13 protein-coding genes are annotated in these 15,236 nt (G+C 36.6%); 1 reads left to right on the top strand and 12 read right to left on the bottom strand.

Going from position 1 to position 15,236, the window contains the following annotated elements:
• Nucleotide 1: 1 nt before the first annotated feature.
• The 6 genes from gltX to DRF61_RS07455 all read right to left on the bottom strand — a co-directional run bounded on the left by gltX (nucleotide 2) and on the right by DRF61_RS07455 (nucleotide 7,820).
• Nucleotides 2-1,729 (bottom strand): glutamate--tRNA ligase, encoded by a 1,728-nt coding sequence (gene gltX / locus DRF61_RS07480; RefSeq protein WP_111955582.1) that lies wholly within the window; start codon nucleotides 1,727-1,729, stop codon nucleotides 2-4.
• A 150-nt stretch (nucleotides 1,730-1,879) separates the two neighbouring features.
• Nucleotides 1,880-2,785, bottom strand: a complete 906-nt coding sequence (locus tag DRF61_RS07475; protein ID WP_111955580.1) for a glycosyltransferase family 2 protein — start codon at nucleotides 2,783-2,785, stop codon at nucleotides 1,880-1,882.
• Nucleotides 2,786-2,818: 33 nt separating this feature from the next.
• Nucleotides 2,819-4,333, bottom strand: coding sequence for a hypothetical protein (locus tag DRF61_RS07470; protein WP_111955578.1), 1,515 nt, complete (start codon nucleotides 4,331-4,333; stop codon nucleotides 2,819-2,821).
• Nucleotides 4,334-4,353: 20 nt separating this feature from the next.
• Nucleotides 4,354-5,592, bottom strand: coding sequence for a glycosyltransferase family 61 protein (locus DRF61_RS07465; RefSeq protein ID WP_111955576.1), 1,239 nt, complete (start codon nucleotides 5,590-5,592; stop codon nucleotides 4,354-4,356).
• 51 nt (nucleotides 5,593-5,643) lie between these two features.
• Entirely contained in the window at nucleotides 5,644-6,846 is a 1,203-nt protein-coding gene (locus tag DRF61_RS07460) for a glycosyltransferase family 4 protein (protein WP_111955574.1), read from the bottom strand.
• Entirely contained in the window at nucleotides 6,843-7,820 is a 978-nt protein-coding gene (locus tag DRF61_RS07455; protein WP_111955572.1) for a WaaS/CpsH family glycosyltransferase, read from the bottom strand. The genes DRF61_RS07460 and DRF61_RS07455 overlap by 4 nt, the downstream gene beginning before the upstream one ends.
• Before the next feature lie 41 nt (nucleotides 7,821-7,861).
• Between DRF61_RS07455 and DRF61_RS07450 the strand changes: the two genes are divergently transcribed.
• A complete protein-coding gene (locus DRF61_RS07450; RefSeq protein WP_228452691.1) occupies nucleotides 7,862-8,959 on the top strand; it encodes a glycosyltransferase family 4 protein in 1,098 nt (365 codons plus the stop codon).
• Here the strand turns inward: DRF61_RS07450 and DRF61_RS07445 are convergent.
• From DRF61_RS07445 to accB, 6 genes are all read right to left on the bottom strand, one after another.
• Nucleotides 8,956-9,699 (bottom strand): polysaccharide deacetylase family protein, encoded by a 744-nt coding sequence (locus tag DRF61_RS07445; protein ID WP_111955570.1) that lies wholly within the window; start codon nucleotides 9,697-9,699, stop codon nucleotides 8,956-8,958. The genes DRF61_RS07450 and DRF61_RS07445 overlap by 4 nt on opposite strands.
• 381 nt (nucleotides 9,700-10,080) lie before the next feature.
• A complete protein-coding gene (locus DRF61_RS07440) occupies nucleotides 10,081-10,836 on the bottom strand; it encodes a glycosyltransferase family 2 protein (protein ID WP_111955568.1) in 756 nt (251 codons plus the stop codon).
• Nucleotides 10,836-12,083, bottom strand: coding sequence for an ornithine--oxo-acid transaminase (rocD, locus tag DRF61_RS07435; protein WP_111955566.1), 1,248 nt, complete (start codon nucleotides 12,081-12,083; stop codon nucleotides 10,836-10,838). Before rocD ends, DRF61_RS07440 begins: the two co-directional genes overlap by 1 nt.
• Nucleotides 12,084-12,502: 419 nt before the next feature.
• Nucleotides 12,503-12,910: a type VI secretion system tube protein TssD gene (tssD, locus tag DRF61_RS07430; RefSeq protein ID WP_111955564.1), complete on the bottom strand. Its 408-nt coding sequence runs from the start codon at nucleotides 12,908-12,910 to the stop codon at nucleotides 12,503-12,505.
• Between the two features lie 328 nt (nucleotides 12,911-13,238).
• Nucleotides 13,239-14,594 carry an acetyl-CoA carboxylase biotin carboxylase subunit gene (accC, locus tag DRF61_RS07425; RefSeq protein ID WP_111955562.1) on the bottom strand — a complete coding sequence of 452 codons (1,356 nt, stop codon included), beginning with the start codon at nucleotides 14,592-14,594 and terminating at the stop codon, nucleotides 13,239-13,241.
• A gap of 99 nt (nucleotides 14,595-14,693) precedes the next feature.
• Complete coding sequence (gene accB, locus DRF61_RS07420) at nucleotides 14,694-15,176, bottom strand: acetyl-CoA carboxylase biotin carboxyl carrier protein (RefSeq protein ID WP_111955560.1); 483 nt, start codon at nucleotides 15,174-15,176, stop codon at nucleotides 14,694-14,696.
• Nucleotides 15,177-15,236: the final 60 nt, after the last annotated feature.

The following is a 15,236-nucleotide window of genomic DNA, read 5'->3' as shown; positions in this document are numbered from 1 at the left end:
ACTATTTAAAATTATTGATAGCATTGTTTATTCGGGAGGTAGTTTCCTCTTTTCCAATCAGTTCCATGATATCCGGAACATCCGGGCCTTTCAGTTCTCCTACCAGAGCCAAACGCAGCGGCATCATTACTTTTCCCATCCCCAGGCCTTTGTTTTCCGCGAAATCGTGAACTGCCTGCTTCAGGATTTCTGAGCTAAATTCAGTGGCAGTAAGATTTTCGGATAATTCCCCTAAAACAGCTGAAGTTTCCTCGTTCCATGCTTTTTTTGATGCTTTTTCATCGTAAGAAATCGGAGCTTTAAAGAAAAATTTTCCGTTTTCATAAATATCTTTAGGAAAGGTAGCTCTTTCTTTCATCAAACCGATGATCTTTACTAACTTTTCATCAGAAACACCGGAAAGGTCAATGTCTGTATTTTTTAACAGCTGCAGAAGCTCGTCGTCCGATTTCATCTGGATATACTGATGGTTGAACCATTCGGATTTCTCCTTGCTGAATCTGGCACCTGCTTTATGTACTTTATGAAGATCAAATTCTTTACCCATTTCTTCCAGTGATAAGATTTCTTTATCATCTGAAGGAGTCCAGCCTAACAAAGCGACCATATTGATAAATGCATCAGGAAGGTATCCGTTTTCTCTGTATCCTTTAGAAACAGCTCCCGTTGCAGGATCTTTGAAGTCCAGCGGAAATACAGGGAATCCAAACTTATCACCATCTCTTTTGCTTAATTTCCCGGAAAGTCCTTTCTTTAAAAACTGTTTTACAGAAGCGGTTAACGGGTTATCTTTATCATTTTCGCCCAGCATTGATTTAAATCTCGGGCTTTTTACTTCTGCAAAGAAAGATTTAATAAGCTCTGCTGATTCATCAAAAGAAAACTGGCTGTTTTTCAAAACGAATTCTTCTGCAAAAGATTTTGTGATGCTGTCAATATTATCTTTATTAATTAAAGTTGATACATCAGGCTTCAGGATTAAAGAAAGGTGGGCAAACTGAGGTGCTTCCCATCCCATTGCTTCGTATAATAAAGTGTGAAGTCCTAAAGATGGCAGCCATTCTTCACCACGGATCACGTGGGAAATTTCCATTTCGTGGTCATCAATGATGTTGGCAAAATGATAAGTAGGCATTCCATCGTTCTTTACAAGGACTTTATCATCCAGTGTATTGGTGTTCACAGAAGAATTTCCTCGGATGATATCCTGAAGGTTTAATGTTCTGTCAACCGGCATTTTAAATCTTACCACATAAGGTGTTTTTTCATCCAGTAATTTCTGAACTTCCTCTTCGGAAAGTGCGACACTGTTTCTGAGACGGTTTCTGGTTTTATTATCATAAGAGAAAACCTCACCGTTGGCTTCAAATTCAGCACGGATGGCATCCAGTTCTTCAGGAGTATCAAAAGCAATATAGGCATAATCTGTTTTCAGGATCTGCGCTGTGTATCTGTCGTAGATGTCTCTTCTTTCAGACTGTCTGTAAGGGGCAAACTTCCCTCCTTTCTTAGGACTTTCATCAGGAACGATTCCGCACCATTCTAAAGCTTCTTCGATATAGTCTTCAGCTCCTTCTACATATCTAGCCGTATCTGTATCTTCGATTCGAAGTACAAATTCACCACCCTGGTTTTTGGCAAAAAGATAATCATATAATGCGGTTCTTACGCCTCCCAAATGCAAAGGTCCGGTAGGACTTGGAGCAAAACGAACTCTTACTTTCCCCATTTCAATAAAAATTTTGTGCAAATTTACTTAAAATTACCCGAGTTCAGGTGAAGAAAATTAAGATTAAAGGGCCGGAAGCTTGAAGAGGGAGGCTGGAAGTTCCTGTTGGGGTTGATATAACTTCTTTCTTCCGTCTTCAAACTTCCTATCTTATTTAAGCATCAGCAGTTTGAAGAATAAGACAGGATTTTTATACTTAATTCTGTATTTTTCTTTTTTCCACTCTGTTTGCAGCCTTTCTTTTTCAGATTCAGAATCTGTTTCTGATAATAGGATTTCGTATTTAAAATGAATGAGCTTAAGCCTGTATTTTTTATAAAGTTCCTGATCGGCTTTTATGTAATCAATGTATTTATGAGTCACTTTTTCATAAGAATCTTTCATCAGCTTCCAGTTTCTGGAAAGGCTGGTGGACAGGATTCTGTAATAGAATAGTTTCTTATCAATGAATCCAATTTTATAGCCTTTGGAAGTCAGTCTCAGATTCATATCCCAGTCTTCGGTATTGATGTTTTCATCAAATGGGTATTTTACAAGAAGTTCTCTTTTTACAAATGTTCCTACATTGGCCGTTTTGTTTTCCGAAACATTTTCATGGAAAAAATTATTAAGCGTGTCCATGATCTGTTTTTTCTCTTTCGGAGTATAGGCATCTGTCATTTTCTCTTCCGACTGATAATATTTATAACCGTCCGAAAGAATAAAGTCTACAGGATTCTTCTCAATGTATGATACTTTTTCTGAAAGATGGTCTTCTGTATACCAGTCGTCTCCCGAAAGCAGGGAGATATATTCTCCCGATGCATGAGAAACTGCAATATTAATGTTTTTTGCTACGCCAAAACTTTCAGTATTCCGGATCATCTTGTAATGCCGGTCAAATTTCGAAAGAGCTTTTTCCGCATTTTCAAATGTCTTGTCTTTGGAAGCGTTATCCAAAAGAATGATTTCATAATTGGTATAGGACTGCGAAATAGCGGACAAGCATGCCTGTTCAATGAACTTTTCATGGTTCATGGTGATGATGATGAGGCTTACAAGCGGCGGGTTGTTCATTGTTTAAAGATACTGATTTTAGATAGGATGAGTTTAATTGCTATAAATGGTAAAATATTTTGTCTTCCTGATCGCCTTTTTTTGTTTCATAAGTTCAAGGGTTATTGAACTGACAAAGAAGCCTTTTTTATAGTAATGAAAGAGATTGTTATCTACTGCTATTGGGTTTGTTTTTAATTTTTGAAGCTCAGATTTCCAGCTTGGGTATTCAATGTCCATTTCCCATGACGCACGGTTCAAAAAACTGGTGTTAATAATATCCAAAAGAGGTGAAGCGGGTAAGAATATAATATTTTTATGCACTTTATGTATCCTTTGTGCTTCCAGGATATAAGAATATTCTTTTTCCGAGACCAATAGACCTGAAACTGCCGGGATGTTTTTAATAAAGACATGTTTAGAGGCAAGACTTTCGGAAGCATAAGGATATTTGCTTCTATATATTGAAAAGACGGTTAATATAACTCCCCATAAAAGTATAAAAAATTTGTTCTGCTTTTCTATAAACCTATAAAGAAGAATCAAAATAAAAAAAGCAGGTGTATTATATCCCCACGATATAGAAGAGCACCATCCGAGAAACAGCAATAAAAATATAAATTTATTTTGCCGTTCATACTTTAGAAATAAGATGAATAAGAGAACATACAAAACATAAGCTCCCCTGAATTGTCCGTCATTAAAAAAAGGATATATGATAAAGACCGGCAATACAGCCATTAATGCTATTTCAAATACTTTTCTATTAATATTTATAAAATAGATCAAGGCCAATGAAAGAATATAGAGTATGGTGTGAAAGTTTTTTTCAAAAGAAAAATAAGGAGCTATACAACCTTCGTAAAGATAAGATGGCGATGCAGACTGTAAAACCTGATCTATAAATAAGCTGAAATTTTCAATAATCCGATACTGAAACAATACTGCAATTAAAAATAAAAAAGAAGGAATAAAGAGGTACAGGTCTTTTTTTGTAATCACCAATTTTTTAAACAGATCAAAAAGGATAATTACTGATGCTCCCAGTCCGAAAATCATAAACGATTGCTTGGTAAGAGAAGCGAATACAATAAAAAGGAGTGAACTCAGATACCATTTTTCTTTATAAAACAGCAACGCAAGGACGGCAAAGAAAATTCCGTCTATAGTATGCCAGGGCATAATGGGGAAGGTATGAAGAAAACATAATACCAGAAATACGGTAGTCTGTAGATCCTTCCTCTCAAAAATAAGCTTCTGTATGGTATAACAAATGACAAAGCTTTCTATAATAACAAAAAACCGGGAAATTAGAATTAAATAATCAAACTGCAGCGGAATAAACTTGAGCAGGTAATCCCAAAAAATGACTCCGAAAAAAGGACGGATAAAATCGAAATCCTTGTAAATAATCTGCCCGGCTTTTAACCTTTCTACTGCAGACAGCTGAAACCCTAAGTCAACCTGATTAATAGAATAAACACTTATAAACGCAAAATATAAACCTGATAAAAATAGTATTCCGTAGGAGAAAATCTGATTTTTATTATAATTGGGTACTAAATTCATATTTTGTAATCGTGATCTGTTTAATCCGTGACTTCTTGCATATTGATTAGCTTATCCAAGTACTGACTAAAAACCTCAGGATCCAGTCTGTAATCTTCATGGAAACCTTCATAATCCTGCGGGTAAATATAAAAATAAAGATCAAAGCCTACTTGCTTAGCTAAGGTAGAAAAAATTGCAAAATCTCCCCATACGGAACTGAACCAGCTCAGGCCTTTAGCACCTTGGTTGGCAAATAATACATTCGTCCAGGCTGCACCACTGGGGCCAATAATGTATTCGGCATTGTTGACCAGGTAGATTTGTTCATGAATGTTCAGATCTTCAAAAAAGACTTCTTCAAACCCATGCTTTTGTACCAAAGCCAGGATTTCTTCTTCATTATATTTTCTATACTGAGATCTTCTGGAGATAAATATTCTTTTAACTGGCTGAATGCGGACTTTGGCGAGATCCAGATTGTCAAAGGCTGTTTTTCGGAGATATTGAAGCGACGATTTTGATAGTTTTGTAAACCCGGCCTCATAGGTCATACCCGGCATAATATTCGGGACTGCATAATTGTTGCTGGTGATATGCCACAGCTTTTTAAAGCGGTAATAATTTTTTTCGTGGCTGAGGAACATAATTTTATAATCCTTCAAAAAGAACATAAGCAGGTCCTTCAGATTTTCGACCTTCTGTACATCTTCATCTATGATGATCAGCTTATTTTTTGCATCAGGAATATGTTTGAAATACTCAACTTTGGACAGGATATCTACCAGGAAATGATAATAATTGAAAGTAAACGTTCCACCCATGAAAATAGCTTCCTCGTCATAATAGACCTCTTTATAGTTCTTTACCTTGGCAAGAGTCATTGAATGCTGCAAAAGATTGTTGGTATTGTAGACATACGTGATTCTGTCGTCGTCATGCCATTTTTCATAGTAGATCTTCTCTTTTTTCAGATCCAAAAAATAAGTGGAATTGGGAATACAGAAAACATTCTGAAGGGCAAAAATCTCTATGGCATTTTTAGGTGTTTTTATAGAAGCTTGAGTCGTAGTATCAAACGTTTTAGGCAGAAACAATTCTGACTCTTCTTTGTCACTGATTGTAATTCTTTCCGTACAGTATTCAGAAGGGATGGAATCCAGCGGTAAAAAATCGGTTACGAGTCTTTTGGCTTTCCTGAAAAAAGACTTGATATAATATTTTTTTCTAAGTGCTTTAAGCTGCTTTTCTAAATTTTCAATTTGTTCCTTCGCATTCATATTCTAAAACTTAGGATGAACTAAGAAGCTCGTTCGTTATTTCCGGAAATATTACAGTTTGTATTTTTCTATAATTTCTGTATAATAACTTATGGTTTCATCCACCATCATATCAATGCCGAATTTAGATTCTATTAATTTTCGTGCATTGACTGATATCCTGTTTCTCAGCTCATCGTCTTCAAAAATAAGACTTATCTTTTCGTGGAAGTTTCCTTCCCCGGCAATCAGCCCATTCGCAGGTTCCTCTATAATTTCTTTAAAGGAATCTATCGCAGAACATACAATAGGTTTCTGCATGGCCATTACCTCGAGCAAAGATAAGCTAAAATTTTCACCTTTAGAGGGGAAACACACCACCTCTGCTTTGCCGATGAGCTGTACAATTTCCTCTCCCGGTTTATTGCCATAGAAATGAATTGAATTCCGGGTCTCCATATCAGGGATGTTTTCAGTGATATAGGCCGGATAATGATTGGGCTTTCCTATGAAATGAAGCGATGTTTCAGGATATTTTTTTTTGAGCTTAATAAAAGCACTGATCAGAGTTTCTGCCCCTTTTTCAAAAGAAACATTTCCCAGAAAAAATACAGATTTGGGAATGATTTCTACATTTTCTACAGGTTTGTAGAACTGTTCATCAATGCCGTTGTAAATGAGTTTCGGATCTTTGATACCGAACAGGTTCTTATTGATCTTCTCATTATACCGGGATATCGTGATAATATTTTCGGAACTTTTAAAAGCAGCTTTTTCACAGAAGATTCTTCCCTTATGCACTTTTTTGTAGCCAAAATATTTTTCCAGAACAGACCATGAGCCATGGCATCTGATCACATAAGGAATTTCTTTAGGGATGGAAAGTGCCAGACCGTCAAAGTCATGGGTTTCTGCAATGTCAAAATGAAGATTATTCTTACTGATCCAGGAATTGATCTGATTAGAGATGCTTTTTTTCTCGTATAAATAGGTTTTAAAATGAATCTGCTCAAGAATTTTCAGTTTTCCGGTAAAAGACCTTAGCAGTTCAAGAAGAGGATTGGCTTTGAAAATATCTTTGATTGAATGGATCTTTACACCGTTTTCCTCTATATCAAATACATATTTTGAAATCAGGAAAACATGTACTGAGATCCCTCTCTTTACAAGTTCTGCGCATAAATTTTTATAAAAAACGCCTGTTCCGCCTACTTTAGGAGTTCGGGAAGATTTGTATTCCCGGGTTACAATAAGTACATTTTTTATTTCTTTCATGAATTCAGTTTAAATACAGTGTTCACCCAATGGTCGAGAGTATACTTATAATAAACTTCTTCAGACAGTTTTTCGTATGGTGTAGTGAAAAAATCTTTTTTCAGATTGCGGAAATTCTTATCCAACACCAAAATGTTATTGGGATTATAAAAATCATATGTTTTGATGGTGGGGTTATCAGTAATAATTTTCTTTTCCAGAGCCATGGCTTCAAATATTCTGAAGCTGAGTCCGGTCTGGTCGGCCCGCATCAGGTCAAGGATAACTTTAGTATTCTTATAATAGGCGGGAAGTACGTGATGAGGTATCTTTTTTCTTCCGAACTTTAAAATATCAATATTCTTTTTATCAATGATCTGGTTCAGTTTATTTTTCCAGCCCTTTTTACCAACCATATAGACCTCGAATTTTATTTTCATTGGATGTATACGGTTGATCAACATATTTAGGGCAGAAAGCCTTTTTTGATCATACGATGTGATGTAAAACAGATCCAGCTTCGGACGCTGCTTGGATGCCGGAATATGGTCCAGGTAATTATAATTGGTAATCTTTTCGAATCCGAAATTCTTTACATCTTCATCATCAAAAGAAAATATCGTATCAAAATAATGTAGAAGATGGGTAGCCGGGTTCCGCGCCATGCTGTCATACAGATAGGCAATGTTCCGGTCCGTATATTCCCTGATCTTTTGATGGATGCTTTCGTCAATAGCCTCAGGATTGATGACCAGGATTTGATCCTGTCGTCCTATTTTTTCCAGAGACTCCAGTATGAAACTTTGTCTTTTGTGATATTTTGGATTTTTGCCCAGAAAAATCTTGCTGAACGTGTTTTTTATACGCTCTCCGGTATTTTTGTGGGTAAAGGCTCCGATGTTGATGTGGCATGCTTCAATGCCTTTATCACTCAGTTTTTCCACTATGTGTTCATCATAATTCCAGAAATCGAAGCTGATTAAACAAATTTTCATACTGCAAAAATAAAAATTTCATATTTAAATTTATATTTTTGATGAAAAGCCTGACCGGAATGCAAAAGAAAATTCTTATTGATGTCGAAAGATTAAAGTACCCGAAGTCGGGGATTGCCAACGTATGTGTTTCATTAATAAAGGGTCTGGACGAGAAAACCTCTGATTTTGAGTATACTTTTTACGGGCCTAAAAAAAATATTCCAGAGACGAAAAAAAAATTTAATATTATCGACTGGAAGTTCTGGCAGAAGAAATTTTCTATAAATACTCAGCCTTTTTCCCTGATCCATACCGCTCATCAGCTTTCAAAATATTTTCATACCGTAAAAAAAGGGCAAAAAAAGGTAGTAACGCTTCATGATCTTAATTTTCTTCACGATGGAAGCCTGGAACAAAAAGTGAAAAAAGACACAAAACTCGTTCAGAAAAATATAGGTAATGCAGATGCCATCGTTTGTATCTCAGAATTTGTAAAAGAAGATTTTCTTAAGAACAGGAAGCTTTTTACTTTAAAAAATGACGTTAAAGTAACAGTAGTCTATAACGGACTCATTTTTCCCGAAACCACGGAGTTCACTTCTAAGAACAGGTACAGTTTCATCGGGAAGAAATATATTTTAAATATCGGAGTGCTTTTTCCCAAAAAAAATCAGGATGTGCTTCTGGATCTTATTTCAAAAAATGACAGAGACCTGGTATTGGTAACTTCATCTGCAAAATCTGCCTATAAAGAGAAATTTTTGGAGAAAATAAAAACTCTGGGACTGGAAGATAAAGTGCACATCCTGGAAAATATAGATAATAACGAAAAATATTTTCTTCTTCAGCATTGCGAATCATATTGCCATCCTTCATTGGCAGAAGGTTTTGGAATTCCTCCCGTGGAAGCCATGTATTTTGGAAAGCCTGTTTTTTTAAGCACATTAACAAGCCTTCCTGAGATAGGGGGAGATTTGGCTTTTTATTTTGATGACTTTTCAGCGGAACATATGCAGCAGGTTTATGCATCCGGAATGCAGGCTTACGGCTCCGGAACGGATGAATACGCTGTGCAGTTAAAGCAGAGAGCCCTAAAATTCGGATACCTGGAAATGGCAGGAGCTTATGAAAAGCTTTACCATGAACTACTGAATTAAAGTTTAATCTTTCCGAGCCTTAATTTCCACTTAAATACATCGAAACTGTCACCTCCCCTGATATCAATTCTTTTAATCTCAAATTTATTTTTCCAGGGATAATAGGCAATATTGTTACCGATGCGTACTGCAGAAATAATTCCTGCTTTTTCGAGTAGGGAGAAAAATTCTTTTTTTTGTTCCCCTTTCTTAGGGAATTTGCCATAAGGGTAGGCGAGTACCTTGGTGAAAGGTATTGCTTTTTCCTCCAGGGTACGGATGTTTTTATGAATATCATCTGCTGCTTCCTGAAGTGAGATCTGAGAAAAGTTCTTATGAGAGTGGCTATGAAGCGCAATTTCAACGATTTCAGGATTTAGCGATCTGATCTCGTCAAATGTCATGAGCTGGCGGTTTTCATCCGCTTCGCTTTTCTGGATAAGTTCGGTTGGAATGAAGATAGTGGCTTTCAAACAGTATTTTTCCAGCAAAGGAACTAAGTATTGAAGATTGTTGAGGTAGCCATCATCAAAAGTGAGAATGAGTTTGTTTTTCAATTGGCTGTTGGTTTTCAGTTCATTAAAAAATAAGGTGTTATAATTATTTTTAATGTACTTAAACTGCTGTTCCAGATCTTCTGCCGAAACGGTCAGCAAATCTTTGCCGGAAATTTTTTTCTCCGGCAAAACTTTATGATACATGAGAATGCGGACACTTTCTGTTCCTGAGAATCCGAATGTTCTTTTAATAAATCTGAGCATGGCTATATGAATGTATAAACCGTGTTTTATATAATGCTGTCTATAAAATTATTTACGGTTTATATAATTCTATTGTTTATTACTGACTAACTGATTGAATAATGTATGAGTCTACAAAAAAAGACATCTGTTACAAGATTCAAAATTAATTAAATATTGAACGCATTAACTTAAAAATAGCTTAAAATAAGATTTAAGCTAACAAACAACTTGATCACAAAGTTAAGTAAGAAGTATTAAGTAAGGACAGTAAAGCGATAAATAGAGGTCATCCGGCTATTTATAACAATCTGCATTAGATGATTAAATCTATGGCATTATATAACAGAACAGCCGGCTGCAATAGAATTGAGCCGGCTGTTTAGTTTTAATCCGAAGAAATTATTTGAATTTATGGATCTCGTTAATTTTTATATACTTCAGAAAGGTGTAAAATGCTCCGGTGATTGAGATATAAAATCCGGCGACGCCATCCAGAAAGCCCAGTTTAAAAAAATAGGTTTTCATGAAGTCATAAAAAGGAGAAAATATAATTTTAAAAAGAGACACTGATTTCCCATTCAAAACCTTTTTTTCTGCCATCAGCTGTGTATAATTATTGATCTTTTCAATATGATGGGCTATGCTTTTATAGGTGTAGTGATCAATATTTCCGGGAAGCCTTCCTTTTTTATCCTGTGTAATAAAGCATTCATGCACCAAATCGTCAGAATATTTTCCATGCCCTTTTCTGAAGAATCTTTCTCTCCACACATTACCCCAGCCGCCATATTGTATGGTTTTCTTCAGCAGAATATTGTTGAAATGGATCTCATAGACGTTATAGGAAGGATTGGAACTGGTTAAAATTTCTTTGATAGCATCAACAGCCATTTTATCCGGAACTTCATCGGAATCCAAAAACAGGATCCACTCTCCGGAAGCTTCAGACAGGGTATAGTTTTTCTGACAGCCGAAGCCGTGAAATTTTTTTCTGATAAATTTTACCTTCGGAAATCCCATACAGATTTCCTCAGTTTTGTCTGTGGAAAAAGAATCAACGACTATTATCTCATCAGCAATCTCGTAGACGCTGCTGATGCTTTTTTCAATGACTCTTTCTCCATTTAAAACAATATAACAGACTGATAACTTCATTAACGAAATTCTGTAATAGTTTTTTCAATGATTCTGACACAGTCTAAAAGCTGCTCTTCTGTAATAACCAAAGGTGGTGCCAGTCTGATGATATTTCCGTGGGTAGGTTTGGCCAAAAGTCCATTTTCTTTTAACTGTAGGCAAAGGTTCCATGCTGTAGAGCTGTCCGGAGTATCATTAATTAAAATAGCATTCAAAAGGCCTTTTCCCCTTACTTTGGTAATAAGACTGTTTTTTTCGATAATTTTTTCGATTTCGGCTCTGAAAAGTTGTCCCAGCTGTTCGGCTCTTTCGGACAGTTTCTCATCGGCAACCACATCCAATGCTGCTACGGCTACGGCGCATGCAATAGGATTTCCTCCAAAGGTAGAACCGTGCTGTCCCGGCTTGATTACATTCATAATGCTGTCATTAGCCAATACTGCAGAAACAGGATACATCCCTCCGGAAAGGGCCTTTCCTAAGATAAGAATATCAGGCTGTACATTTTCATGGTGACATGCAATAAGCTGTCCTGTTCTTGCGATACCGGTCTGCACCTCATCTGCAATAAACAGTACGTTATGTTTTTTACATAATTCAGAAGCGTTTTTCAGGAAACCTTCATCCGGAACGTAAACACCGGCTTCACCCTGGATAGGCTCCACTAAAAATGCAGCGATATTTCCTGCTTCTCTGTTCAGAACTTCTTCTAATGCTGCAGTATCATTGTAAGGGATTTTTATGAATCCGGGTGTGAAAGGTCCATAGTTCTGGTTGGCATCAGGATCATTGGAGAAAGAAACAATGGTAGTTGTTCTTCCGTGGAAATTATTTTCGCATACGATGATCTTGGCTGCATTTTCTGAAATTCCTTTTACTTCGTAACTCCATTTTCTGGCTAATTTTACGGCTGTTTCTACGGCTTCAGCTCCGGAATTCATAGGAAGTACCTTATCAAATCCAAAAAGGGAAGTGATTTTTTGCTCATACTCGCCTAATTTTGAATTGTAAAATGCTCTTGATGTCAGGGCCAGCTTCTGGGCCTGATCTACCAAAGCTGCCACAATTTTAGGGTGGGAATGTCCTTGGTTCACAGCAGAATATGCTGAAAGAAAATCATAATATTTTTTGCCTTCCACGTCCCATACAAAAACGCCTTCGCCGCGGTCAAGAACCACTGGAAGAGGGTGATAGTTATGGGCTCCATGTTTGTCTTCAAGGTCAATAAAATACTGTGAGTTTTTTGCTGTTGCTGCTGTTGACATATGTTTCGGTTTTTGACAAATTTAAGCATTATTAATGAGATGCATGAACAAAAACGTAATACAGTACAACTGGGGATTTAAAGTGTATTTTAAGGCTATGTTATGCTCTTCTAGAAAATATTTCTTTTCCTGATCAAGGGGTGTAGGTTTTATATCTTTCCGGAATGGGTTCTATTATTTTTAGGATGTTGTTATTATCATATTAATAAAGTACGGGAAGTTTTCGGATCATATTGCAGGAACTCATTTAAAAGAAATATTAGCGACCATTATTTGTTTTTATAAATAAGCTTAACCATTTTTTGGTTATATTTTTTAGGTTAAAATAGTGACCGTCAATACAACAAAAAAGACAGAACAGTATCCCTCACTTCGGGTTACCATTCTGTCTGTTGTTTTTTGATATAGAAATTATATTCTTAAGATGTAGGCCATTCTGCTCTATAAGAAGAATTACCCAGATCAATATGCTCGGCACTCACGACGAAGCTGATGTACATACTGTTGTCATCTACCGCGTCAAAATCTACTTCGTGCTGAATTACATATCCGTTTTCCCATTTCAGAGTAGTCAGTGTTCCTTCTTCGTGAGATTTGTTGAACGTTACTTCTCCGGTTGTAGGTTTGTATTTTCCGTTCAGAAGACTTTCCAGAATATCTGATTTTTCTGTAGCTTCAACTGTGATTTTGATGAGAGCATTGGAAGGATCTGATGCTACTCTTCCTGATACGTCTGTAGAACGGGATACACTGTAGTTAAGTTTTAATAACTTCTGTCCTTCACCGCCATTGAATTTTAGAATTCCTCTTGAATTTCTTTCTGCCATGATTAGTAAATTTTAAATGTTAATATTGTGTGATTGGATATCTTATGTCACCAAATTTAGAAGTAATTATATTATCAGGAAAAATTTTTTAAAAGAATTTTAAAAAGTGTCGTAATTCTTCGACTAACAGTTGTTAGGTGATTTGTTTGTTGGTAATCAGCTGCTTATAGGTTTTTTACATTAAGGGTTTGTTTACTTTCGATGGACAGGACGAATGGAAGGATTTTGAAATGCAGATCAATATTTTTCTCAAAAAATGAAGTTTGCAAAATTGGGTATAAAAAAACTGCCTCAAACGAGGCAGTTTAAAATTTATAGATCAATAATTTTAGTGATTATCATATTTTCTATCCATTACAAAATCTTCCATGAATTTTGTCGTATAGTTTCCGGCCAGATAATCTTCATTATCCATCAGCTGTCTGTGGAACGGGATAGTTGTTTTTACCCCTTCAATATAGAATTCTTCTAATGCACGTCTCATTTTAGCGATAGCTTCCTCACGGGTTTGAGCCGTAGTGATAAGCTTAGCGATCATTGAGTCATAGTTGGAAGGAATTGTGTATCCTGAATATACGTGAGTATCTACTCTGATTCCGTGTCCGCCAGGGATATTTAATCCTGTGATTTTCCCCGGAGAAGGTCTGAAGTCTGCATATGGATCTTCAGCATTGATTCTGCACTCAATTGAGTGTAATTTCGGGTAGTAGTTGATTCCCGAGATAGGCGTTCCTGCAGCAAGAAGAATCTGCTCTCTGATCAGGTCGTAATCAATTACCTGCTCCGTGATAGGATGTTCTACCTGGATTCTTGTATTCATCTCCATGAAATAGAAATTTCTGTGCTTGTCTACAAGGAATTCAATAGTTCCCACTCCTTCATACCCAATAAATTCTGCAGCTTTTACAGCAGCTTCACCCATTTTCTCACGAAGTTCGTCAGTCATAAATGGAGAAGGTGTTTCTTCAGTTAACTTCTGGTTTCTTCTCTGTACGGAACAATCTCTTTCAGAAAGGTGGCATGCTTTACCAAATTGGTCACCTGCAACCTGAATCTCGATATGTCTTGGCTCTTCAATCAGTTTCTCCATGTACATTCCTCCGTTCCCGAAGGCCGCTACAGCTTCCTGAATCGCAGATTCCCAGTGATCTTTAAGGTCTTCAGCTTTCCATACAGCTCTCATCCCTTTTCCACCACCGCCTGCAGTAGCTTTGATCATGACAGGATATCCTGTTTCTTCAGCCACTTTTACGGCATGCTCATAAGATTCAATTAATCCGTCAGAACCAGGTACACATGGTACTCCTGCTGCTTTCATCGTTGCTTTAGCGTTTGCCTTATCGCCCATTTTTTCAATCTGTTCAGGAGAAGCACCAATAAACTTGATGTTATTTTTCTGGCAGATTCTTGAGAAATTAGCATTTTCAGACAAGAATCCGTAACCTGGATGAATGGCGTCAGCATTAGTGATTTCTGCTGCAGCAATAATATTAGGGATTTTAAGGTAAGAGTCCTTACTCATAGGAGGGCCTATACAAACCGCTTCATCAGCAAATCTTACGTGAAGACTGTCTTTGTCGGCAGTAGAATATACTGCAACGGTTTTGATCCCCATTTCTTTGCATGTACGTAAAATACGCATTGCAATTTCGCCACGATTGGCTATTAATATTTTTTTGAACATCTTCTTCAATTTGAAAATTAGATAATTTGAAAATTAGGTAATGTTATTTTGAATGCAGAATTAAGTCTAACATCTAATGTCTAACATCTAACTTCTAAATTAAGATGGATCTACTAAGAATAAAGGCTGGTCGTATTCTACCGGAGTAGCATCGTCTACCAGGATCTTCACGATTTTTCCGCTGATCTCAGAATCGATCTGGTTGAATAACTTCATTGCTTCGATTACACAAACTACTTTTCCTGCAGAAACTTCGTCACCGACATTTACAAATACATCTTTATCTGGTGAAGGCTTTCTGTAGAAAGTACCGATCATAGGAGATTTGATAGCCACATATTTGCTGTCATCAGATACTGCTTCTGCTTTTTCAGCAGGAGCCGCTGCCTGAGCTGCTACAGGAGCAGGAGCCGCTGCAGCCTGAGGAGCTGTATGGTAAACTGCTGGTTGTGCATAAACCGCATCGCTACCGGCTAATGGAGTTTTAATAGTGATTTCGAAATCTTTAGTTTTGTATTTTACTTCTGAAACTTCAGCTTTAGATACAAACTTGATAAGATTTTGTATGTCTTTAATGTCCATAAATTTGATATTTGATTTTGTCCCAAAGATACCAAAAAAACACAAAAAACAACAAAAAAC

Source organism: Chryseobacterium lathyri (assembly GCF_003290185.1).
GTDB lineage: Bacteria > Bacteroidota > Bacteroidia > Flavobacteriales > Weeksellaceae > Chryseobacterium > Chryseobacterium lathyri.
Note: the sequence above shows the minus strand (reverse complement) of the source record. Positions and strands in the feature narration are given on the sequence as shown.

What these genes read in the sequence shown, in the direction of transcription:
- DRF61_RS07475 (WP_111955580.1), bottom strand. Translation starts at nt 2,785, where the DNA reads ATGAACAACCCGCCGCTTGTAAGCCTCATCATCATCACCATGAACCAT.
- tssD (WP_111955564.1), bottom strand. Translation starts at nt 12,910, where the DNA reads ATGGCAGAAAGAAATTCAAGAGGAATTCTAAAATTCAATGGCGGTGAA.
- DRF61_RS07465 (WP_111955576.1), bottom strand. Translation starts at nt 5,592, where the DNA reads ATGAATGCGAAGGAACAAATTGAAAATTTAGAAAAGCAGCTTAAAGCA.
- accB (WP_111955560.1), bottom strand. Translation starts at nt 15,176, where the DNA reads ATGGACATTAAAGACATACAAAATCTTATCAAGTTTGTATCTAAAGCT.
- DRF61_RS07460 (WP_111955574.1), bottom strand. Translation starts at nt 6,846, where the DNA reads ATGAAAGAAATAAAAAATGTACTTATTGTAACCCGGGAATACAAATCT.
- DRF61_RS07470 (WP_111955578.1), bottom strand. Translation starts at nt 4,333, where the DNA reads ATGAATTTAGTACCCAATTATAATAAAAATCAGATTTTCTCCTACGGA.
- DRF61_RS07440 (WP_111955568.1), bottom strand. Translation starts at nt 10,836, where the DNA reads ATGAAGTTATCAGTCTGTTATATTGTTTTAAATGGAGAAAGAGTCATT.
- accC (WP_111955562.1), bottom strand. Translation starts at nt 14,594, where the DNA reads ATGTTCAAAAAAATATTAATAGCCAATCGTGGCGAAATTGCAATGCGT.
- DRF61_RS07450 (WP_228452691.1), top strand. Translation starts at nt 7,862, where the DNA reads ATGAAAAGCCTGACCGGAATGCAAAAGAAAATTCTTATTGATGTCGAA.
- rocD (WP_111955566.1), bottom strand. Translation starts at nt 12,083, where the DNA reads ATGTCAACAGCAGCAACAGCAAAAAACTCACAGTATTTTATTGACCTT.
- gltX (WP_111955582.1), bottom strand. Translation starts at nt 1,729, where the DNA reads ATGGGGAAAGTAAGAGTTCGTTTTGCTCCAAGTCCTACCGGACCTTTG.
- DRF61_RS07455 (WP_111955572.1), bottom strand. Translation starts at nt 7,820, where the DNA reads ATGAAAATTTGTTTAATCAGCTTCGATTTCTGGAATTATGATGAACAC.
- DRF61_RS07445 (WP_111955570.1), bottom strand. Translation starts at nt 9,699, where the DNA reads ATGCTCAGATTTATTAAAAGAACATTCGGATTCTCAGGAACAGAAAGT.